General features: G+C 50.7%; 20 protein-coding genes. 10 read left to right on the top strand and 10 right to left on the bottom strand.

Annotated elements, in window-relative coordinates:
• On the bottom strand, positions 1-386 hold a 386-nt coding region (locus ACN0YN_RS26870), incomplete at its 3' end, for a DUF1559 domain-containing protein (protein ID WP_417388053.1).
• A 790-nt stretch (positions 387-1176) separates the two neighbouring features.
• Here ACN0YN_RS26870 and ACN0YN_RS26865 point away from each other — a divergent pair.
• Complete coding sequence (locus ACN0YN_RS26865; RefSeq protein ID WP_417388052.1) at positions 1177-2352, top strand: sialidase family protein; 1176 nt, start codon at positions 1177-1179, stop codon at positions 2350-2352.
• A gap of 181 nt (positions 2353-2533) precedes the next feature.
• Entirely contained in the window at positions 2534-3880 is a 1347-nt protein-coding gene (locus ACN0YN_RS26860; RefSeq protein ID WP_417388051.1) for a right-handed parallel beta-helix repeat-containing protein, read from the top strand.
• Between the two features lie 41 nt (positions 3881-3921).
• Here ACN0YN_RS26860 and ACN0YN_RS26855 read toward each other — a convergent pair whose 3' ends face one another.
• Positions 3922-5160, bottom strand: coding sequence for an aminotransferase class I/II-fold pyridoxal phosphate-dependent enzyme (locus tag ACN0YN_RS26855; protein ID WP_417388050.1), 1239 nt, complete (start codon positions 5158-5160; stop codon positions 3922-3924).
• 243 nt (positions 5161-5403) lie between these two features.
• Complete coding sequence (locus ACN0YN_RS26850) at positions 5404-6504, bottom strand: peptidylprolyl isomerase (protein WP_417388049.1); 1101 nt, start codon at positions 6502-6504, stop codon at positions 5404-5406.
• 614 nt (positions 6505-7118) lie between these two features.
• Here ACN0YN_RS26850 and ACN0YN_RS26845 point away from each other — a divergent pair.
• Positions 7119-8213, top strand: coding sequence for an SPFH domain-containing protein (locus ACN0YN_RS26845; protein ID WP_417388048.1), 1095 nt, complete (start codon positions 7119-7121; stop codon positions 8211-8213).
• A gap of 98 nt (positions 8214-8311) precedes the next feature.
• Entirely contained in the window at positions 8312-9478 is a 1167-nt protein-coding gene (locus ACN0YN_RS26840; protein ID WP_417388047.1) for a glycosyltransferase family 4 protein, read from the top strand.
• A gap of 15 nt (positions 9479-9493) precedes the next feature.
• On the opposite strand, the gene ACN0YN_RS26835 is transcribed toward ACN0YN_RS26840, so the two are convergent.
• The 5 genes from ACN0YN_RS26835 to ACN0YN_RS26815 all read right to left on the bottom strand — a co-directional run bounded on the left by ACN0YN_RS26835 (position 9494) and on the right by ACN0YN_RS26815 (position 13458).
• Positions 9494-10714, bottom strand: coding sequence for an FG-GAP repeat domain-containing protein (locus ACN0YN_RS26835; RefSeq protein WP_417388046.1), 1221 nt, complete (start codon positions 10712-10714; stop codon positions 9494-9496).
• Complete coding sequence (locus ACN0YN_RS26830; protein ID WP_417388045.1) at positions 10711-11817, bottom strand: hypothetical protein; 1107 nt, start codon at positions 11815-11817, stop codon at positions 10711-10713. The genes ACN0YN_RS26835 and ACN0YN_RS26830 overlap by 4 nt, the downstream gene beginning before the upstream one ends.
• Before the next feature lie 26 nt (positions 11818-11843).
• Positions 11844-12185 carry a hypothetical protein gene (locus tag ACN0YN_RS26825; RefSeq protein WP_417388044.1) on the bottom strand — a complete coding sequence of 114 codons (342 nt, stop codon included), beginning with the start codon at positions 12183-12185 and terminating at the stop codon, positions 11844-11846.
• On the bottom strand, positions 12186-13103 hold the full coding sequence (locus tag ACN0YN_RS26820) for a DUF1559 domain-containing protein (RefSeq protein ID WP_417388043.1): 918 nt from the start codon (positions 13101-13103) through the stop codon (positions 12186-12188).
• Positions 13104-13266: 163 nt separating this feature from the next.
• Positions 13267-13458: a hypothetical protein gene (locus ACN0YN_RS26815; RefSeq protein ID WP_417388042.1), complete on the bottom strand. Its 192-nt coding sequence runs from the start codon at positions 13456-13458 to the stop codon at positions 13267-13269.
• 167 nt (positions 13459-13625) lie between these two features.
• On the opposite strand from ACN0YN_RS26815, the gene ACN0YN_RS26810 reads away from it, so the two are divergent.
• The 6 genes from ACN0YN_RS26810 to ACN0YN_RS26785 all read left to right on the top strand — a co-directional run bounded on the left by ACN0YN_RS26810 (position 13626) and on the right by ACN0YN_RS26785 (position 20613).
• Complete coding sequence (locus tag ACN0YN_RS26810) at positions 13626-14441, top strand: Nif3-like dinuclear metal center hexameric protein (RefSeq protein WP_417388041.1); 816 nt, start codon at positions 13626-13628, stop codon at positions 14439-14441.
• A 211-nt stretch (positions 14442-14652) separates the two neighbouring features.
• Positions 14653-16134 (top strand): lysine--tRNA ligase, encoded by a 1482-nt coding sequence (gene lysS, locus ACN0YN_RS26805; RefSeq protein ID WP_417388040.1) that lies wholly within the window; start codon positions 14653-14655, stop codon positions 16132-16134.
• Between the two features lie 65 nt (positions 16135-16199).
• Positions 16200-17801, top strand: a complete 1602-nt coding sequence (locus ACN0YN_RS26800) for an ABC transporter permease (RefSeq protein WP_417388039.1) — start codon at positions 16200-16202, stop codon at positions 17799-17801.
• Positions 17802-17881: 80 nt separating this feature from the next.
• Complete coding sequence (locus ACN0YN_RS26795) at positions 17882-18628, top strand: ABC transporter ATP-binding protein (protein WP_417388038.1); 747 nt, start codon at positions 17882-17884, stop codon at positions 18626-18628.
• Positions 18629-18815: 187 nt separating this feature from the next.
• On the top strand, positions 18816-19673 hold the full coding sequence (ilvE, locus tag ACN0YN_RS26790) for a branched-chain-amino-acid transaminase (RefSeq protein ID WP_417388037.1): 858 nt from the start codon (positions 18816-18818) through the stop codon (positions 19671-19673).
• Positions 19674-19851: 178 nt separating this feature from the next.
• Entirely contained in the window at positions 19852-20613 is a 762-nt protein-coding gene (locus ACN0YN_RS26785; RefSeq protein WP_417388036.1) for a YHS domain-containing protein, read from the top strand.
• A gap of 119 nt (positions 20614-20732) precedes the next feature.
• Here ACN0YN_RS26785 and ACN0YN_RS26780 read toward each other — a convergent pair whose 3' ends face one another.
• Together ACN0YN_RS26780 and ACN0YN_RS26775 are read right to left on the bottom strand one after the other, a co-directional pair.
• Positions 20733-21143, bottom strand: coding sequence for a hypothetical protein (locus ACN0YN_RS26780; protein WP_417388035.1), 411 nt, complete (start codon positions 21141-21143; stop codon positions 20733-20735).
• Positions 21144-21448: 305 nt separating this feature from the next.
• Entirely contained in the window at positions 21449-21643 is a 195-nt protein-coding gene (locus ACN0YN_RS26775; protein ID WP_417388034.1) for a hypothetical protein, read from the bottom strand.
• Between the last annotated feature and the right edge of the window lie 551 nt (positions 21644-22194).

Here is a 22194-nt window from a genome sequence, read left to right as displayed (position 1 = left end):
TTGACGAGAGTCGGCTGCAGAACCGTATTCGAGTTTGACGAATCACGCCAGGCAGCGTTCATATTGATTTTGTTATAAAGTGGTGCCTGATCCATAAAGGGCAGCAGCATGACACTCCAGGGAAGGAAGCTCTCCACACCAGCAGGGTCGTAATTTGTATTTCGCACGTACTCAACGTGCATCTGAGGGAAAGATTTATGGGTCTCGTGATAGTTGTGTAAAGCAAGACCGAGTTGCTTCATGTTGTTTTTGCAGGTCGATCTACGAGCTGCTTCGCGCGCCTGTTGCACTGCTGGTAACAGCAACGCAATGAGAATGGCAATGATGGCAATTACTACCAGAAGTTCAATCAGGGTGAAACCCCGATGCGCAGTACGTCGTTTCATCTAAGCCTCCGGTTTTACTAAGAGAAATAAAGAAATGAAAATCATTTCTTATTCCCATCCGGTATCCGGTCTTTAAGCGAATTGAAAACGGTATCGCGCAAAAATATAAAACGGGTAGCTGTAGAGATAGAATCTGCGCACAGTCAAATTTCAGTTAGCTGTAAAGAGCGACTTTTGTTAGTTCAGATAGGAATAAGAAATTTGAAAGCAATAACGACAAAATTAACTACCAGAATCGGCAGGTATAATCTCTCAGTTTTTATGGCGAGTGCCCAGTAGAGTCGTTTGAAAAGACATGCTTCATTAAAATCCAGATAATTAATTTGTCAACATGTTTCTATTAGTATTTATCGAATAATTAAGCTCAAAAATGAAGAATAATTCATATCTATAGAGATACTCTATGGTTATGGGGCACGAAAATATTTGAAAAAATTAATATTCAGCGAAACAATGGCGGAGTTTGTGTGTTATCAGAATTTTACTGTTCATGATGACCGTCGATGACTGTGATTGAGGAGGTAAATCACTTCCCGTTTTCTCTAGCTTTCAATTCAGTCTGATCAAAATGGTGACTCTTTCTTCCAGACCAAGGCGAAACATTTCCAAAGAACCATCTCTAAATATGCGAGCAGAAGCTTGATGATCATCAGGCTCTGTTGTTCAATCAAAGTGTGCTGCTCGATATCAAAGTCAATCAGTGTGTGATGAGAGTTTTGAAGTTTTGCTCTGTGGTTTAAAGGCAAGACGTATCGATTCTCAACGCTCGAAAACATAGAGGATCAGAAAAATGAATCAACGTCACCTGCGTTATCTGAGTGTGTTCTTCGTGGCAGTTTCCGCTTTATTACAAATCAACATTCTGCTCGCGGACGATGCTGCACAATCAGCTGCAGTTGAAGCGGGAGCAATTCAACGTGTTTTGAGATTACCGGCCAGTGAGGATAATCCCCGCAATAGTGAAGGTGATTTTATCGCACTGAATGATGGACGTATTCTGTTTGTTTACACTCATTTCATTGGAGGCGCTGCAGATCACTCTTCAGCATATCTGGCGGGCCGCTATTCATCCGATGGTGGCAAGACCTGGACTCAGCAGGATGAAACCATCATCGAGAATGACGGCAAACAGAACATCATGTCGGTCTCACTGCTGCGGCTGCAGGACGGACGAATCGCTTTGTTTTATGCCCGTAAAAATTCGATCCACGATCTGTTGCCCGTCATGCGGATCAGCACTGATGAAGGCGCACATTGGAGTGAACCGGTGGAGATCATTCCTCAAAAAGAGGTCGGCTATTATGTCTTGAATAATGATCGTGTAGTGCAGTTGAAGAATGGACGTATTGTGGTTCCGCTGGCATTGCATCAGAACCTGCCAGGATCGGATCGATTTAATCCGAATGCGAAATTCCTTTGTTATTATTCTGACGATCAGGGAAAAACATGGCAGCGTGGAACAGAAACCATTGTCGAAAAACAGCCCGGTGACAAACAGCCTTACATGCAGGAACCCGGTCTGATCGAACTCAAAGACGGAACGCTGATGGGCTTCTGTCGTACGAATGGAGGCAGCCAGTATGTCGCATTTTCAAAAGACGGCGGTCAGACATTTTCTGAACTGAAACCTTCAAACATCATCTCACCCGTTTCGCCAGCGTCCATTGAACGCATTCCCAAGACCGGCGATTTACTGCTGGTCTGGAATAATCACCAGGAAATCGATGCAAAGTTACGCGGCAAGCGGACCCCGCTCACACTGGCCATATCAAAAGATGAAGGCAAGACGTGGCAGCAGATTCAGAACATCGAAACCAATCCGAATGGCTGGTACTGCTACACGGCGATTGAGTTCACGAAAGAGGGCGTCCTGCTCGGGCACTGTGCCGGAGATCGCACGAAAAATAATGGACTGGCCGAATCACAAATCACATTCGTTCCTCTGTCTGCCATTTATAACAAGTGACCATTGGGGAATTACGTCCTGATTTATCAGGATTGAACCCGATAATACCAGAAAAAAATTCGATCTGATGGAACTCTGAAATAGCGCTTGAATTCGTTGAATGAATCGGGGAAACTGATTGTAAAGAGAGTTAAATAATCCCCGCAGCCTTCATTCCTCATGCTTTTTTCGGAGTCGATTGATGAAACCATTATCCCTGTCCCGCCGTCGATTTCTGAGTACTGCCGTGGGGAGTGGACTGGGTGCGCTCTCCCTGAGTTCGCTGGCATATGCGGGGCTGCCTGCTGTGAAAGACCCGCGTTCCACTGACGGTGATGCACGCTTTGAACCGGAATGGGAAGAACGTCTTTCGATTTCCGTCGGTCCGAAATCAGGAGATATCATCGGCACGAGTGATAAAGCTCTGCAGGCGGCGATTGATTACATCTCGAGCAAAGGAGGAGGCACGGTCCGCCTGCTGCCGGGAACATTCACGCTGCGGAATGCCTTGCATCTGCCTTCGAAAATCCGGCTGCAGGGGAGTGGCCCGGAAACAATTATCACTAAAGGTACTTCCGAAACGGTGGCACTCTCGGAAGACTCCGACTGGTACGATCAGGAAATCACGCTGGAGAAGTCAGCCGGCTTTCAGGTGGGCGACGGTGTGGTAATCGTCACAAAGAATCCGAGTACCGGCAGTCAGGATGTGATTAAACGCACGCTGGTGGCACGTTCCGGAAACCGATTTAAATTGAACGAAGGATTGCGCAAGAATTTGTGGCTTTCCGGAAAACCGACCGTGTCATCTCTGTTTCCGTTACTGACCAGCGAATTCACAAAAAATGTTCTGATCGAAAATCTGACTCTGGATGGGAATCGAAAGAATAATACCAATCTGAATGGCAACTACGGCGGCTGCATCTTTTTGCAGGACTGCAATCGATATACGATTCGCAATGTCACCACGCGAAATTACAACGGGGACGGCATCAGCTTTCAGATCTGTCACGACGTCAAAGTCGAGAACTGCCACAGTCATGACAATGCGGATCTGGGCGTTCATCCCGGTTCAGGCTCACAGCGACCATTGATTGTGAACAATCGCTTTGAGAACAATCACATCGGTCTGTTCTGGTGCTGGGGTGTGAAATATGGTCTGGCGGAAAAGAATCAGTTGAAAGGCAACGACATCAGTATTTCGATCGGCCATAACGATACTGATAACGTGATGCGGGAGAATGTCATCCGGGACAGCAACCAGGTAGGCATTCTGTTTCGCAATGATGCCCGTGGCAAAAACTTCTGGGCCAATCGCAATACGGTGGTCAAGAACCAGATCATCAACAGCGGTGCCGCGGATGGGGTCGCGATCGACATCACCGGTAAGACTTCCGATCTGACAATTACCGATAACATCATCAGCGAAGAACGCCAGCCGATGCAGCGCACCGGGATCCGGATTGGACCCGACGCGGGCACCATCAAACTGGCGGAGAATCAGATCCAGGGATTCATGAAGTCGATTGACGACCAGCGACCGACAACCTGAGCACTCTGATCCGGATGGAATCAGAGTGCACGGTCTGAAGTTTACTTGTCGGCGGTGATTTCTTCCGACTTCATCACTTTGCCGATCTGCTTCACGGCCTGTCGCAAACGCTGCGAGTTTTCGACGATTGCCATCCGCAGGTAGCCTTCACCGTCTTCACCGAATCCACGTCCCGGACTGACGGCAACGCCCCCTTCGTCCAGCAGCTTCATCGCGAAATCGATTGAACCCATCTGGGCCCAGGGCTCCGGGATCTTGGCCCAGACGAACATACCCGCTTTGGGACGATCGATTTCCCAGCCGAGACGTTCCAGGCCGTCACAGAAGACATCGCGTCGCATCTGGTATTCGGCGGCGATACTGTCGACCGCGGCTTCGCAGTGCCGCATTGCGACGATGGCAGCGATCTGGACCGGTTGAAACAGTCCGTAGTCATAATATCCTTTGATGGTGGAGAGCGCACGGACCATCTCTGAATTTCCAGAGCAGAAGCCGATACGCCAGCCAGCCATACTGAAACCTTTACTCATGGTCGTGAATTCGACGCCAACTTCGGTCGCACCGGGTGTTGCCAGGAAGCTGGGTGCCTTGTAGCCGTCAAAGCAGATGTCGGCATACGCAAAGTCGCTGATCACCATGAACGAGTATTTCCGGGCCAGTCGAACCAGCTCCACGTAGAAGTCCTGTTCGATGACGGTGGCGCTCGGATTGTGGGGGAAGTTCACCACAACGACTTTGGGTTTGGGATAAAGGTGTTCGCAGGTGTAGGCGATGTTCGACAGGAACTGGTCCGGCTGGCGGACATCCAGTTCGATGACATTTCCTGCGGCCAGCATCACGGCGTAAACGTGGACCGGGAACGAAGGAGAGGGCACGATGGCGGTGTCCCCGGGGCCCATTAAGGCCAGGCACATGTGACTGAAGCCTTCTTTGGAGCCGATACAGGCAACCACTTCCGAATCGGGATCGAGGCGGACCCCATATTTTTTCCAGTAGCGGGACGTCACTTCTTTTCTCAGGTTGGCAATGCCGTTCGCAACGGAATAACGATGATTCCGTGGATCGGAAAGTGCTTCCGACATCTTCTCGACAATCAGGGGATCAGGCGGGTCGGTCGGGTTCCCCATCCCCAGGTCGATCACATCCACGCCCGCCACACGTTTCTGGTACTTCAGCTTGTTGATTTTTCCAAAAAGGTAAGGGGGTAAACGCTTTACTCGTTCAGCAACGGGGATGGTAAAGCCGTCATCTGAAGAAGGAACTTCCGATTCGCCACGCATAATGAAAAGACTGCCTGTTCTACAAGGAATATTTGTCGACTATCTGTCAGGGCATCAAAATCGTGCCGAAAGCGGGATCTGGCCTGACTGAAACCATTTTACGCGATCACAACAAAAAATGCGCCTGATGAATATGACATATTTTTCTCAGATTGATCAGGACATAAAAAAGCGTGTGTCAGTAAATCAGGACTGACACACGCTAAGTCTATCTGGTTCTCTGTTTCAGCAGCGAAATTAGCGTTACCGGGGAGAGCCATTCAGTCCCTGTGTGGGGCTGGGGATGGCCTGATTGACCTGCCCGTTGCTGAAGTTCGTTCCCGAAGTCTGAGAGACACCACCGGTGGTAGTACCGGTAATGTAGTTATCAACGCGGGTCTGTTCTTTCAGTTTCGCGAATACGCGGGCGACAGCTTCCTGAGTCTGTTCTTCTGTCAGCTGGTCAACCAGTTGGTTTTTCACATCGTTAATGCTGTTCACGATAGGCTCGGTCCGGCCTTCGCAGAGCAAAATGGCATAGCGGCTGAGTCCGATCTGAACGATTCCGGAGACTTCCCCTTCTTTGAGTTTGAAGGCAGCTTTCCAGAGGCTTTCGTTTTCGGAATACTGAGGAATCGGCTGAATGGCACCACCCAGAGCACGACTGTTTGGCTCAATCGAGTAGTCGCGGGCGAACCGTTCAAAGTCGTTGGGATTCTTTTTGACTTCATCCCAGACTTTCTGAGCGCGGCTCAGGTTGTCCATCATGATCATACGGGCTTTGACGCGTGGGCCGTAATCCCGGACGAAGGCTTTCTCAACCTGATCCTGGGTCAGCTTGGTGCGCTGTCCTGCCAGTTTTCGCAGTGCCAGCATCGGCCAGATCACGTTGCGGCGATACTGATTGGGATTCATTTTACGCTCAGCCTGCAGCATTTCGTACCAGGTTTTGGTATCCAGGTTGAAGCGTTTCGCGATCTTTTCTACTTCGGCGTGCACTTCAGCCTGTTCGACTTCGATGCCGGCTTTCTGACAGGCCTGCTCAATGATGGCCCGGTTGATCACATTTTCCAGGACTTCCGGTCCATACAAGGCGATACATTCACGTGCCAGTTCGTCTTCACTGATCACCACGTTGCCGACTTTGGCGACTGGTTGAGTTCGTGCCGATGGCTGATTTCCGGAAATGCGGACAGTACCCGCTGATTTGTCTTCACCGGCGGCACCAGTTTTGGCGCTGAATGTCTGGAACAAGAGGACGCCAGCGAGAAGAACCAGTCCTGTACCGGCTGCGAAATAGATGATTTTTCGATTTGTGTTTGTCTTGGCTTTGGTCGCATGCGGGTTTGGGAATGGGTCGCCCATTGCTAAAAATCTCCATGTTTTGTATCCGACGCGGGGGAATCATGTGATTGCCTGATTTCAGCTACCTGTGCTGGAGGTGACGATCCGGGTTGGGGTCTCTTGATCGTCAGGCAGTGTTTCCGATTTGTCCAAAATCAGACGGCTTCGGAGCCACAAATCACGTTGATACTTTGTCGTCAGAAGATTTACGAAACTTCCATGTCTCAAGCTCTACCGTTAGAGCGCGGCGGAAATGTAAATCTTTCAACAAAACAGGTCAACAGCAATTTATGGACCCTGATATCTGTATACATTCAGAGGCTGAAATTCGGTTCGGTCGACTCAAAAACAGAGTGGAATAAGCTGTTTTTTACGGATTATTTGATCCCACAGGCTCCTGACGGCGTTCTCCAGTGGTCGGTTGACCGAGCGGGTTTGACTCAGTCTGCAGAACCGGATCAGGCAGCGAGCCCGATTTGTGATTATTCGGCAGGTCGGTTATATCTTTGATTGCGAACAAAAATGAGAGGGTTACAATCAGGATACAGGCAGCCCGTCTGTCGGCATTGCTCACTTGCACCAGACGAACAGACCAGATTTAACGAACAGCAGTAACAGAGACAGGGGACATCACTATGGGATTCTGGATGGATAAACTGCGAGCCGAGCTCGTAGATATTATTGAGTGGATCGATGATTCGAAACACACCATGACCTGGCGGTTCCCCCGTTATCAGAACGAAATCAAAAATGGCGCACAGCTGATTGTCCGGCCCGGACAGATGGCTTTATTCGTACATCGCGGACAAGTCGCTGACGTGTTTGAGCCGGGACACTATGAGCTCAAAACTGATAACCTGCCGATCCTGGCGACGCTTCAAGGCTGGAAACATGGTTTCAACAGTCCTTTCCGATCGGAAGTCTATTTCGTTAATACCACACAAATTACGGACCTGAAGTGGGGAACCCCCAATCCCATCATGCTCCGCGATCCGGAATTCGGACCGATTCGCCTGCGGGCTTTCGGCAACTATTCACTGAAAGCCAATGATCCGCGCATCCTGGTGAAGGAACTGGTTGGCACGAATGCGGAGTTTCATTCAGAAGAGATCAACGAACTGTTACGCTCCATCATCAACAGCTCGTTTGCCGACCTGATCGGGGAATCAAAATATGCGGCACTGGATCTCGCTTCGAAATATACAGAAATCTCCATAGAGCTGAAAAAGCTGGTCAATGAACGAATCGATGATGAATACGGTCTGGAAACTCCCCAGCTCTTGATCGTGAATATATCGCTGCCGGAAACAGTGGAAAAAGCCCTGGATACACGAACCAGTATGGGTGTGATCGGCGATATGAACAAATTCCAGCAGTTCCAGATGGGGCAGGCAATGCTCTCGGCTGCGGAAAATCCTTCCGGAGGAGGGGCAGCAGACGGAATGGGACTGGGTATGGGGTTTGCGATGGCGAATCGGATGATGCAGTCTCCCGGTCAGATGGCACCGCCACCACCGCCGGCAGCCTGGCACATTGCCGTAAACGGACAGTCGCAGGGACCTTATTCCCTGGAGCAGATTTCACAGGGAATCGCAGCAGGGCAGGTTACGGATCAGACCCAGGTCTGGTCAGCCGGGATGTCAGGCTGGTTGCCCGCGAGTCAGGTGCCTCAACTGACAGGATACTTTCAGGCCACACCACCTCCTCCACCGCCACCACCGGCTGGTTAGTTAAACATGGTTCCTGAATCGTACGTTGATGGCATGAAAGCAGTTCCGATAGTGAAATCAGGCTGCCCCGGGCAGAGAGACCAGAGGCTGGTGTTTGCGTGAGAGTCGCACATATTATCACTCGTATGATTATCGGCGGCGCGCAGCAGAATACGCTTTATACGGTCGAAGATCAGTATCGGGATTATCAGGATGAAGTGATCCTGATGACAGGCCCTACCGATGGCCCGGAAGGAACGCTCATCCCCCGTGCGGAACAGGGGGGCTTTGACTTGCAGATTCTTCCGCATCTGACGCGGAGTATCAGTCCACTGAATGACTGGCGCGCGTATCGGGAGTTGATTGCTGCTTTGCGGGCGTACCAGCCCGATGTGGTTCACACACACAGTTCCAAAGCAGGTATCCTGGGAAGAGCCGCCGCCTGGAAACTGAAACTGCCAACCGTACACACGATTCACGGAGCCGCCTTTCACTTTGGTCAGTCCCCGGTGAATTATCACGCTTATATCGCCGCGGAGAAATGGGCGGCGCGGCGCTGTGATCGGCTCATCAGTGTCTGCGACGCCATGACCGATCAGTACGTCGCCGCCGGAATCACGACCAGAGACCGTTGCGATACGGTCTACAGTGGCATGGAAGTCGAACCGTTTCTCACGCCCCCGCGACCGCCTGAAGAGGTGCGTCGTGAGCTGGGGATTGAACCGGGGCAGATTGTCATCGGAAAAGTGGCGCGGTTGTTTCATCTCAAAGGGCACAAATATCTGATTGAAGCAGCGAAACAGGTGGTTGAGGCACAGCCAGAGGTCCGGTTTCTATTGATCGGCGACGGCATCCTGCGTGCGGAATTTGAAGCGCGCATTGCCGAACTGGGGCTGTCCGACCATTTCATCTTTGCCGGACTGGTTCCGCCGGAACGCGTTCCGGAACTGATTCATGCAATGGACATCGTTGTGCATACCAGTGTCTGGGAAGGCCTGGCCCGGGTGCTGCCACAGGGGTTGATCGCGGGCAAGCCCGTGGTGTCCTACGATGTAGACGGGGCACGTGAAGTGGTGATCCCTGAAGAAACCGGTTACCTGCTGCCGGCGGAGTCGATTGAACCGCTGGCACAGGCGTTAATCGAACTGGCCGCCGATCCCGAGAAACGACTGCGATTCGGTCAGACAGGCCGCGAACGGTTCACAGACCAGTTTCGGCATCAAACCATGACCCGCCGATTAAGAGAAATTTATCAGCGGGTTCTGGATGAGCGTCAGTCAGGTTAAAGGCGCTGTTCTGATCTATTCCTGAATCAGAACATTCACCCCTTTTTTGTTCGACAGAACAATGTCAGGGCGGCCATCGCCGTTCATGTCAGCCATGGAGAACTGGGTTCCCACGCCTGTATCATTACCGGCTTCGATTTTGTGCGGAATGAACTCAGGGGCCGCATTTTTGTTGCGTTTGATTTCATACCAGTACATCACGACCGGATCTTTTCCACCCGGATCTTTACCGTTGTGGGCGAAGAACCGTTTGCCGGTCACCATATCCCGCTGTCCGTCGCCGTTCATGTCAACGAAGTGCATGGCGTGTGTCTGGGAATAGCTTTTATCAATGAGGTGCGCTTTGAATTTGGGTTCGTCTCCGCCAGTAAGATTTTCAAACCACCAGACGCCAAACATATGAGCGGAACTGCCGATGATGTCGTTGTCGCCGTCCATATCGAGATCTTCGACATGCAGATCAGCCATCTTTTCAGAGGGTTCTGAACCACTCTCACTCAGTACAAAGGGGTGGAATTCCCACAGGCCTTCGCCCAGAGTTTCCGGTGCTTCCCACCAGCCGTTGGGGATTAAAACATCCTGTCGGCCGTCATTGTTAAAGTCACCAACACCGAGACCATGGTAGTATTTAAATGTGCCGTTCTTCATTGGATCGCCGGGTTTGCTGATCGGCGTGAAAGTCCATTTTTTATCAGCCAGATCGGGAGTAGGGATTTCCAGGTAGCCCATCTGCTGTTCGGGCTGAGATCCAAAAATCAGTTCGGGTTTGCCATCTCCGGTCAGGTCGGCGAATTGTGGCGTTTCGTTACAGATACTGTGCCAGATTAGGTGTTCTTTCCAGTGGCCTGCTTCGTTCTTTGGATTTTCATACCAGTAGAACTCTTTGCCGGGAAAGCTGACGTAGATAAAATCGGTCCAGCCATCCTGGTTGATGTCGTACGCGAAATTACAGAAGCTGTCACTGTAGCCCACACCGGCGACGAATTTTCCGGGTTTGCGGACTTCGTGCATTTTCCAGTCGGGAGCTTCGTACCAGACATCGCCGGCAATCACGTCCATCTTTCCATCTTTGTTTACGTCGGCAGCAGCAGAACCTTCTGAACGGAAAGCGGCATCCAGTTGCTGTCGCTGCCAGGTTTCACCGGCGGACAGGGAGAGCGGAGCAGTCAGCAGAGCCAGCAGCGCGAAGACGGAGCAACGACTCAGTCGATGATAGATGTGATTGAAATTGTTCATTTATGATTTCCTGTTGTTAACTTGCGAACGCGGTAAGTTTCACTGTCTCCGATATAGACATTTCCTTTTGGTCCCACATAAACGCCATGCGGACGCGCCATACGGCAGTGGGCCGGGTCCCCAGCGGGGCCATCACCTTTTTTGCCGTCTCCGACAGCGGTCTCAATCGTGCCATCTTTTTTACGGATGACTCGAATCGTGTGGCTTTCCGTATCAGCCAGATAGATGTCTCCATTCGGTGCGACGGAAATTCCTTTCGGGCCGGATAGAGTCGCTTCTTTTGCGGGGCCACCATGTCCCGTATATCCTTTTTTACCAGTGCCGGCAATGTGATGTAAAGTCTGATCATCCAGATCGATGCGATACACCATGTTTCCTTCCCGCAATGCAAGGTACAAAGACCCCTTACCGGAACCGTCAGCGAAAAAGTCGAGTGCCCGTGGACCGTTCAGAGGTGTACCTTCCACTTTCGCGCCATCAGGAGTCGGTTTTCGTTCCCCGGTACCGGAAAATGTGCTGACCGTTCCAGTCGTCAGATCCACGCGGCGGATGCGGTGATTACCGATATCACAGATGTAGAGATTGTTGTCGTTGTCCAGTGCAATGGAGTGGGGACGCGAGAAAGTGGCACTGGTTGCCGGGCCGCCATCTCCGGAGAATCCTTTTTCCCCGGTACCTGCGACTGTTGAGATCTTTCCTGTTTTGGCATCGACGCGACGGACGATGTTATTGACCATCTCGACAAAATACATATTGCCTTCTTTGTCGAAACGGACTTCGTAAGGCTCGTTGAGCTTTGCTTCCAGCGCCGCACCACTGTCGCCGCTGTAACCCTTCTTGCCTGAACCGGCGACCGTGGAAATTTTTCCCGTCTTTTCATCAATGCGCCGGATGACGTGGCTTTTGATCTCGCAGACATATAGTGCGCCGTCCGGTCCGAGCGAGAGACCATAAGGCTCGCCAACCTGAGCTTCCACAGCGGGGCCTCCATCTCCAGTGTGGCCCACTTTCCCGGTGCCGGCAATCGTCTTCACAGTTTGAGCAGAAACAGAAGTGGTAATCAGACTGAGCAGCAGGACTGCTGGTAACATCAATCGGTTCATGTTGTCATTCCAGATGTAGGAGGGATTTAGTGCTGTGGGAGATCATCAAAAGACCGCATTGGATCGTCGTGTTTAAATAACACGAAGCGAGCTGCGCTCGGATTCTGTTTTATCAGTTCCTCGGGTGAAATCAACTTGCGTGCACTCGACAGTTTGTCGATCACCAGTATTTTAACACCCGCGGGATGATCTTTCTGCTTGAAAAACTGTTCGATCAGAATATTGTCCGGTTTTCCTTCCGCGTCCAGAATGACCACATATTCAGCGGGAGGGTGAGGTACAAACGGACGTTCCTCAGCACAGCTTTGAAAGACGATGAGACAGACAGTCAACAGACAGAAATAGTAATAACGGGTACAGGCACGCATTTACTGTACGCCTCCCATTTCGGTTTCCAGTTTATCTTTGTTATTGAACAGAATATTGCTGTCCATTGGCCCAAACCAGCCGATCTGAAACTTTTTGGGATCTCCGCCATAGGCTGATGTTCCTGTGCCTGACATGACGGCTGACGTCACGCGACCATCAGCCCAGGCAATATTGGCTACCGTTCCCGTATGTCTGAAATGAATGGACGGGTCGGAACGAAATGGTGATTCTTGAAATGTAGGAGTAGGAAGCCAGTTATGAATGAAGAAGGGGGGTTCGATAAAGCTGTATTCGATGATGTGTAAATCGGGACCCATTGCTAATGCGGCATCCGAAAATGCGACCGTACGTGCCAGGCTGCCGATCTCGCGTCTATTTGTTGCGATCATATTACAGGTGGGATACGTGTATTTCCAGGAAGTTCCCCCCAGGTAGGCCTGATTGTAACCGTAGCCTCCCGATCCGCCTTCAAATGCATCGTCTACCGATCCGTGTATCCCGTAGTTACCAAAGGTCGGGCATTTTTTGATACTGGTACTCTGTTCCAGAAACGGCGCCAGTGGTCCCAGATGTGCCTGGAACTTAGAAGTGGAATCTGTTGTCGTCCGTTCCCCATGCCAGCGTTTTTTGCCTCCGGAACCGACGTGTATATCAGCTGCAGCGCGAGGCCAGTAGCCACCATTCGAATCGGAATACATATGGCAGGCCAGCACAATCTGACGCAGGTTATTTTTACACTGTGCCATCCGGGCAGCTTCGCGTGCCTGTTGAACGGCAGGCAGCAGCAATGCGATGAGTATTGCGATGATCGCAATGACGACCAGCAGTTCGATCAGGGTAAAACCACGTTTACGAGCGGTTCGGACAGGCTGCTGAGCGTTTTGAGGAAGGGCAGAGGGAACATGGGAAACAGGCATTTTGACAGTTACTTCATGGTTAGAGTGCAATATTATGGGTGAAAAACATCACCCGGCATTCTAACCAGCCGGTATCGTTACTGTCTTGTTCGTCAACGGACAACAAGCATGGTAAACCACATTTTTACCAAAATAGCAGTCGGAAGGTGAACGTTTTGGGAAATTATTCCGTCGTAGCGTCTGCCTGATTTTGCTTTGCGATAATTTCGCGCTCTTTTTTCAGGCACATGGTGATGAAAGTGCCCGAGATCGCAGCCTGGGCAATCAGATAGACCAGGATCTGTGGGCCATTCAAGACAATACAGGCGCCGAAGGCGATGACAAACAATGTAATCAAACGTGCTTTCAGACTCATGGACCGGACCTTGCCTTATTTCGAAGAAAGGAATCTCTTGTCTTTGGTTACACAAAGTATAGTGCTGTATGATACATTGATCAATTCAGATTTGAAATCACCAGAGAACCAGTCACAGGTTTTCTTTCAGCCAGACAGTCTTCAGGAGTCCCGGAGTAGAAATCACCATGACAGATGTAGCAGAAATTCAGGAATACCTGACACAGCTGGCACCCCCGGATCTGGCGGAGAGTTGGGATAACGTCGGTCTGTTAACGGGTGACCCGGCACAACCAGTCAGCCGGATTCTCACCTGTCTGACACTGACTCCGGATGTCGCCGCAGAAGCGATTGCAGAAAAAGCAGACCTGATCATCAGCCATCATCCGATTCTGTTTCGCCCGGTGCAGCAGATCACATCAAACTCAGTCGAAGGCAAAATGCTGCTGGCACTGATCCAGGCTAATATTTCGGTCTATAGCCCTCATACCTCCTATGACAGTGCCGAACAGGGGATTAACTGGCAGCTGGCTCAGTTACTGGGACTGGAGGAAGTGGGAGTTCTAAGACCACTGAATCCGTCAGCAGAATCGAGCCAGCCAGAGCAGGGAGCAGGTCGTTTTGGCACATTGCCGGCAGAATTCACGCTCGCGCAGGTCAATCAGCTTATCAAGCAGGCGCTGAAGATTGATGCGCTGCAGTTTGTGGGAGATCCCGGTCTCAAGATCAAACGGATCGGCATTGCCTGTGGAGCTGCTGCGGAATTTCTGAGAGACGCTCACCGGCATGACTGTCAGGCGCTGTTGACGGGAGAGGCCCGCTTCCATGCCTGCCTTGAGGCGCGCGCACTGGGAATGGCGCTGATCCTGCCTGGGCACTATGCCACGGAGCGTCCGGCGATGGAGCAGATGGCAGAACTGCTGCAGCAGAAGTTTTCCCAGTTGACGATCTGGGCGAGTCAAAAGGAGACAGATCCACTGCAATGGGATTGTGAAGCAGAGTGAAAAGGAGCGAAATCCGTGATTTGGAGCTGATTTAGATGTCTCTATGTATATTCCACACTGGTTGCCATTGACCTGATCGGCAGATTTCGCCATTATCCCCCCTCTCTCAGTCGTTTAGATCCTCTGATTTGACACACTCTCTGAACATAATACCGGTTTTGAGTGTCTCAATCTGTAACAACCTGCTCACATAAGACTTAAAAAAATTTCGATGTCCAAAGTGAAACCCAACCGTTTTGAAGCAGAACGGATTAAAAAGTTAGAGAAAATACAGTCACTCGGATTTGATCCCTGGGGTCAGCGGTTTGATGGCCATATTCCGATCGCTGACGCACGCACTCAGGCTCCCGAAACTTCAGGCGAAGACGGAGAAGAAGTGCGGATCGCCGGTCGCATCATGTTGCGTCGTAAAGCGGGGAAACTTCGTTTTTATGATATCAAAGACTGGACCGGTAAAATCCAGCTGCTCTTTTCCCGCGGCGATCTGACTGATGCCCAGTGGGAACTGATGGGAACACTCGATCTGGGCGACCTGATCGGCATTGATGGCAGTCTGCGACGGACCGAGACCGGCGAGATTTCCGTCTTTGTCAAAGAGCTCACCGTGCTCTGCAAATCTCTGGCACAGCCGCCGGAAAAACACCACAGCGTTAAAGATGTGGAACTGCTGCTGCGTCAGCGCTCGCTGGACCTGATCTATACTGAAGGCGTGCTGGAAAAGATGCTCAAGCGGAGTCAGATCATTGACTCGGTCAGGCAGACGCTGCGTAATCACAAGTACGCAGAAGTCGAAACGCCTGTCCTGCATGCCGTTGCCGGTGGTGCTGCAGCACGTCCCTTTATCACACACCATAATACGCTCGATATCGAGCTCTACATGCGGATTGCGCTGGAGCTGCACCTCAAACGCCTGATGGTCGGCGGGATTGAACGCGTGTATGAAATCGGTCGTGTCTTCCGCAATGAGGGAATTGACGCGACACACAACCCCGAATTCACAATGATCGAAATCTATCAGGCGTATGGTAATTATGAAACGATGATGGACCTCACCGAAGCCATCGTCACCGACGCTGTCAAAGCGATCAGCGAAACCATGGAACTTCCCTGGGGCGAAAATGAAACGATTGATTTCAGCGGTCCCTGGGAACGGAAAAAATATCTCGACCTCGTCAGAGAGCACGCGGGCTGTGATCCTGCTGACCCGGCTGCCGTCGCTGCCGTGGCAAAACAGCATGGAATTGATACCGATAACGTGCATCCCGACGTGGTTCTGAACGAAGTTTTCGAAGCCACCTGTGAAGAACATCTGACCGGGCCGGTCTTCGTGATTGATTACCCCGCCTCGATCTGCCCGCTCACCAAGCGGAAGCAGGATGATCCCAATATTGCCGAACGGTTCGAACTGTTTGTCAAAGGGATGGAACTGGCGAATGCTTACACCGAGCTGAATGACCCGCTGCTGCAGGAAGAATTATTCCAGACTCAACTCTCGGGACTTTCGGAAGAAGACTCGATGGCGAAGATGGATACAGATTTTATTAAAGCGTTAAAGGTTGGTATGCCACCGGCTGGAGGTCTGGGGATCGGGATTGACCGTCTCGTGATGTTGCTGACGAACAGTCACAGCATTCGCGACGTCATCTACTTCCCACTGCTTCGACCGGAAGGACAGCCGTCACAGCCTGAGTAAACCATGGATGTATCCGGCAATCAGATGATGATTGCCGACAGAAAATCAGCCAAAGGATTGGCCGTATGTACAAATCACTGCTTTGCCTGCGATATTTGAGAACCCGATATATTGCACTGGCCAGTATCATCAGTATGACTCTGGGTGTGGCGACGATGATTGTCGTCAACAGTGTGATGGATGGTTTCAGTACGGATATGCGAACCCGTCTGCGAGGCATTCTGGCGGATGTGATCGTAGAAACCAATTCACTGGACGGCGAACCTGATACCAAAGATATCAGAAACAGCATCCAGCGTGCTGTGGGAGATGATATTGCCGGGATGACGACAACCGTCGAAATCTACGCGATGCTCAGCGTGCAGTATGGTTCACAGTGGCAAAGCAAACCGGTAACTTTAATCGGCATCGATCCGGCAACCAAAGCCACTGTCGGCCCGTTGGCTCAATATCTCGAACATACGAAAGACAACGACATTCCCAACTGGGAACTCTCGCCGGAGGCGATGGCTTATCGGAAAGAATGGACCACGCGTGCCCAGTGGATGGTCGATCGCTGGAATCATAATCCTCCGCCAATGGAAGAGAACGAACAGGTTTCTTTCGAAGAACCGGTCGAGTCGAATGAACCACTGCCGGCACCGAAGTTCGCCAGTGATTCCGAGACAGCGTCGCCTTTTGATCAGGCACCGAAACCAGAAGCCACTCAAAAAAAGAACTCAAAACTCAATCCTTTCAGCGACGATCTGAAGGCGTCTGCTTTTGAGAAAAAAGAAGAACTGGATCCCGGCAGTCCACTGAAAGGCCGCGTGTATATTGGCTATGGACTGGTGAGCTTTCCGTATGAAGATCCAGAAACCGGAAAGACGGAAATGTTCCAGATTGTCAAACCGGGCGATGATGTCAAAATCAGTACGGTGACCGCCGGGCAACCGCCGGAGCCGACGCACTTCAATGCTACGGTCGTTGATCTGTTCAAGAGTAACATGAGCGAACACGACAGCAGTCTGGTGTTCTGTAATCTCGAATACCTGCAGGAAATGCGTAATATGATCGACCCCACCAGCGGGGAGAAAGCGATCACATCGATTCAGATTAAACTGAAACATCCGGAAGATGCCGCTATGGTAGTCAGCAAGCTGGAAGAAGCGCTGCCCGCCGGTCGGTTTCGCGTGCGGACCTGGGAAGACAAGCAGGGGCCTCTGCTGGCTGCAGTTGAAGTTGAATCTGCGATCCTGAACGTATTGCTGTTCCTGATTATTGCAGTGGCCGGGTTTGGAATTCTGGCGATCTTCTTCATGATTACAATCGAAAAGACGCGCGATATTGGTGTGCTCAAAGCATTGGGTGCCAGCTCTAACGGCATCATGTCCATCTTCCTGTCTTACGGTCTGGCGTTAGGGCTGGTGGGCAGTGGTGTGGGTGTGATTGTCGGTCTGCTGTTTGTGAGATACATCAACGAGATTGAAAAAGCGATTACCTGGATCACCGGGCGGAAGGTGTTTGACCAGCGTATTTATTACTTCCCTGAAATTTCAACTCATGTGAATCCGATGATGGTTTTCTGGGTTGCCGTTGGTGCGATGGTGATTGCCGTACTTGCCAGTATTTTACCAGCACGAAAGGCGGCACGTTTCCATCCTGTGGAGTCACTGCGTTACGAATAATGATCCCAGCACTGAGCTGCGTTGTGAAACACGGATAAAAAGATTCACAGTTGTTTCCCGTTTAAGTCGAGTATGAATCCATGACTGAGACCCTGTCTATGCCTCATCCACAGTTAGCGGCGGTTGCCATCGAAAAGGCCTATCGAAAAGATAAACACAAAGTTCCCGTACTGCGGGGCATTGATGTGGAAGTTCAGAAAGGCGAGTTCCTGTCGATTGTGGGTCAGTCCGGGTCCGGTAAAAGTACGCTGATGCATCTGTTCGGGCTCCTGGATTCGCCTGATATTGGTGAAATCCATCTGGAAGGCCAGCGGATCGACGATCTACCCGATCATGCCCGCGATCAGATTCGCAATCGGGTGTTCGGCTTTATTTTCCAGTTTTACCACCTGTTGCCCGAGCTGAATCTGCTGGAAAACGTGCTTTCTCCCCTGATGATTCGGTACTCGACATGGGAATACTGGAAGCGGAAAAAGCAGTTTCGTCAGGACGCTTTAGAGATTATCGAAAAAGTAGGGCTGTCGCATCGGATCAAGCACCGTCCGTCTGAAATGTCGGGTGGAGAAATGCAGCGGGCTGCGATTGCCCGGGCCCTGATTGCCAAGCCTCAGATCCTGCTGGCCGACGAACCTACCGGAAATCTGGATAGTAGTACCGGTAAAGAGATTATGGACCTGCTGACCAGCTTGAATGAGCAGGAACAGCTGACTATCATCATGGTGACGCACGACAATTCGATTGCCGCCCAGGCGCATCGGACGGTTCGTCTGCTGGAAGGTCAGATTGAGGTTCTGGGGAAATCCCACGCCGCTTCCGTTCCCGCTTAGTGACAAACGATCAGCGTACCGTTGCTGGTTTGAACCACTGTCGCCCGCGTTGTGTCAATGGCATGCGCCGTTGCTCGTGATGCTTCTGACTGAAATGGCTTTCACTGAATTCAACGTCGGATTAATCTTCCGCCAAAAAACCAGCCCGCCGTACCTCGGCCTATTTTGAGATTGGTACCAGATTCAAATGTCGCTCCAAGTTTATATTGACGGAAAACTGCTTCCCAAGGAAGAAGCAAAAATCAGTGTATTCGATCATGGTCTACTATATGGTGACGGCGTCTTCGAAGGCATTCGTGTCTACAATAATAAAGTGTTTCTGATCCAGGAGCACATCGACCGTCTGTATGAAAGCGCGCTGGCGATTCGCCTGGAGATTCCTCTATCGAAAGAGGAAATGGTTTCAGCAATCAATGAGACAGTCGCCGCCAACAAAATTGAAAATGGTTACATTCGCCTGGTAATTACGCGTGGAGCCGGTTCTCTGGGATTGGATATCCGTCGCACCAGCAATCCGCAGGTGATTATCATTGCGGACAACATCTCCCTCTACGATCCGCAGCTGTATATCGATGGGCTGAAAATCATCACCGCTGCCACCATTCGCAATCACCCGGCTGCCTTGTCTTCCCGGGTTAAGTCGCTCAATTATCTCAATAACATTCTTGCGAAGATTGAAGGGACCGATGCCGGCTGTATTGAGGCATTGATGTTGAACCATAAAGGGGAAGTTGCAGAATGCACGGGCGACAATATTTTCATTGTGAAAAATGGCGTGCTGAAAACCCCGTCTGTGGATGCCGGGATTCTGGAAGGCATCACCCGTAATGCGGTGATCAAACTGGCTGAAAAATCAGGTATCACCGTCGATCAGTCACCGTTTACGCGGCACGACATTTTTGTGGCTGACGAATGCTTCCTGACCGGTTCTGCTGCGGAAGTGATTCCCGTCGTGGAACTGGATGGGCGTCAGATCGGAACCGGCAAACCAGGGCCGATGACGAAAGATCTCAACGAAAAATTTAAGCAGTTGACGCGGGAATAACAGCGGCATCAGTCAATGCTGAACTACGGGAATTCGCCCGGTCATCTGAATGCCTGTTGCATGCGGTTTTTCCTGTGATACGATAAGAAAACACCAGTTTGCGCGACCCGTTCGCGCAGCTGATGTGTTTATTCTCTCAGCAAATTGAATTTGATCTGTCCCGTCCGGAAAACTGCTCATGCGAATTTCAACACCTGCTGCTGTCCGTATTCTGTGCGTTTTTCTGCTGCTTGTCTGTATTTCTGTCGTACAGGGAGAGCCGGCCGGTACCACGGCTTCCGAAGCGAAAAAAGATCCTCAGGCTGTCAAGCAGGCATTAGCGGAATTCAATTCGCTGATTGGCGGCTGGCGCGGGGTCGGCATGATCAAACGCAATTCCCGCAAAGGTGCCTGGTCCGAAAATGCAGAGTGGGTCTGGAAATTTAAACCCGGTTCCACCAGCATTGCCTACGACATTACTGATGGGAGATTTCTGAAATCTGCGACCCTCAGTTATGATCCGGAACAGAAACGTTATCTGCTGGCGACGGTCCTGCCGGACGGGAGCAGCCGCGATTATTCGGGAACATTGAACAAGGATACGCTGGTCCTCGAATCCGCCCCCAATCAGGTAGGTGCCGTCTACCGGATTTCGATTCGTCGCCTGAATGAGAAACGAACGCTGGTACTCTTCGAGCAGAAGAATCAAGGGCAGTCATTTTATTACCGGCTGGCTGAAGTGGGATACACACGGGAAGGGACTCGGCTGGCCGATCCCGGGAGTGGCGGTCCAGAGTGTATTGTCACCGGTGGTGCGGGAACGATACAGGTCAGCTATCAGGGCAAGACGTATTACGTCTGCTGCAGTGGCTGTAAACAGGCTTTTGATGAAGATCCGGAAACTTATATCGCGGATGCAAAACAGAAAGCCGAAGAACGCAGGAAACAGAACTCAAACTGAAATGGCCTGATGTCAGCGGTGATCAGTTTAGACTGTGTCCAGTTTTACTGTAGCGTCTCCAGGTCAATTTGGACCGAGTCTATTAGATTGATAGACGCTATGGTTAAATGTGATACGCTCTAGAAGTTTTCCAGTGAAGAACCGAGTTCGCCCGATGTTGTTTCTTCTGGTGCTTCTTCCAGAATGACTTCTGTTTCAGCCAGATCCGTGCGAGGCAGTGGGATACGTTCTTCCGTTGCCGATTTTTTTGACATCGGATTCAGCCACTTGGGAAGTCGGGAAAAGCGGGATGGTTCTTCCGCTTTGGTCTGAATGATTGCTGGCTCAAGCTCAACAGGCTGCAGCTGTGAGACATTTTGCACCGGAACCGCCTGCTTGTCCTTTTTCGTGTAGAATTCCAACCCGAAAAAAGGTGAGCGGCTGTTACTGTCCATCTGGAACCATTTGTTTCCCAGACCCTGACATCCCGTCTGTGTACAAAGCATGAGCGTCAAGACGCATAATACTTTGATCGATCGTAGCCCGTTCATTTGTTGACTTATTCCATCCTTGTCCAAGTCAAATACTCTATATTCTCTTGATGACCGAAATCCGAAGCATGTTCCTGATCGGAAGTTGAACTGGATTTCATCCTCTATCGTCATCGGCTGATTCTGAAGTCAGAATGTTTGTTTTTCCGGTTTCTGAATCACTTGAGAGAAAATACCCAGTCCCGGGTCGATTTATCTTAACAGTTTAGACTGTGTCCAGCTTTGCTGTAGCGTCTCCAGATCCATTTGGACCGAGTATCTTTGATTCACAGACGCTATGATTAAATGTGATGTGTACCAGGAGGTTACTCCTGTGTGGCTTCTTCGGAATGGCGACTTTCGATTTCTTCTGCTGATTCCACAGGAGGCTCACTCTGCTTCGGAACGCCTCGAAATGCGAGTTTGCTCGTGATCGGGCCATCATTTCCCATCTGACAGCCAGACCAGGTCATGACGCACATTAGAGAACAGCAGCAGGCAAGGTGTAATTGTTGACGCATTGGGATTCCCTTCCCAGTAAAAATGAACAATACCCCCTACATATTTTGGGCGCGTTTCATATCAGGAATCCGCTGTCAGGTGAAGAGCGTTTTTCGGATCTATGGCCTCCAATTCTTATTTTGGGCCGCTTTTTCAGGGCATTTTCTATCCCTGTTGCCATTTCCCCACGTGTTGCTTTGAGGCATCTTTGCGCTAACTGAATGCTCTTTAACGGGTTACGTGTATCCAGCGGTCTGGTGTTCCCTCCATGTTGTTTTTTCGCCTCAAACGGCTGTACCCCGTTTCCGGTCCTTTTCAGAAAATCTCTTCCTGGGGTGCTTTTTTTATCTCCCTTTACCGTAACCACTTACGACTCCGATTCTGAACAGTTTGTAAAAAAAGATTTACGGTCTGGCACCTTTGGTATTCAGCTTGCTTTACATCCCTTTATCAACTTTGAAACACAAACAACTCGATGCAAACCTTTCATACACCTTTGGAGACTACCACGATGAAAAACATTATCAACCAACTGATCAACGACGAAGCCGGCTTCATTGTTTCTGCAGAA

Source organism: Gimesia sp. (genome assembly GCF_048260065.1).
In the GTDB taxonomy this organism is placed as follows: domain Bacteria; phylum Planctomycetota; class Planctomycetia; order Planctomycetales; family Planctomycetaceae; genus Gimesia.
Note: the sequence above shows the minus strand (reverse complement) of the source record. Positions and strands in the feature narration are given on the sequence as shown.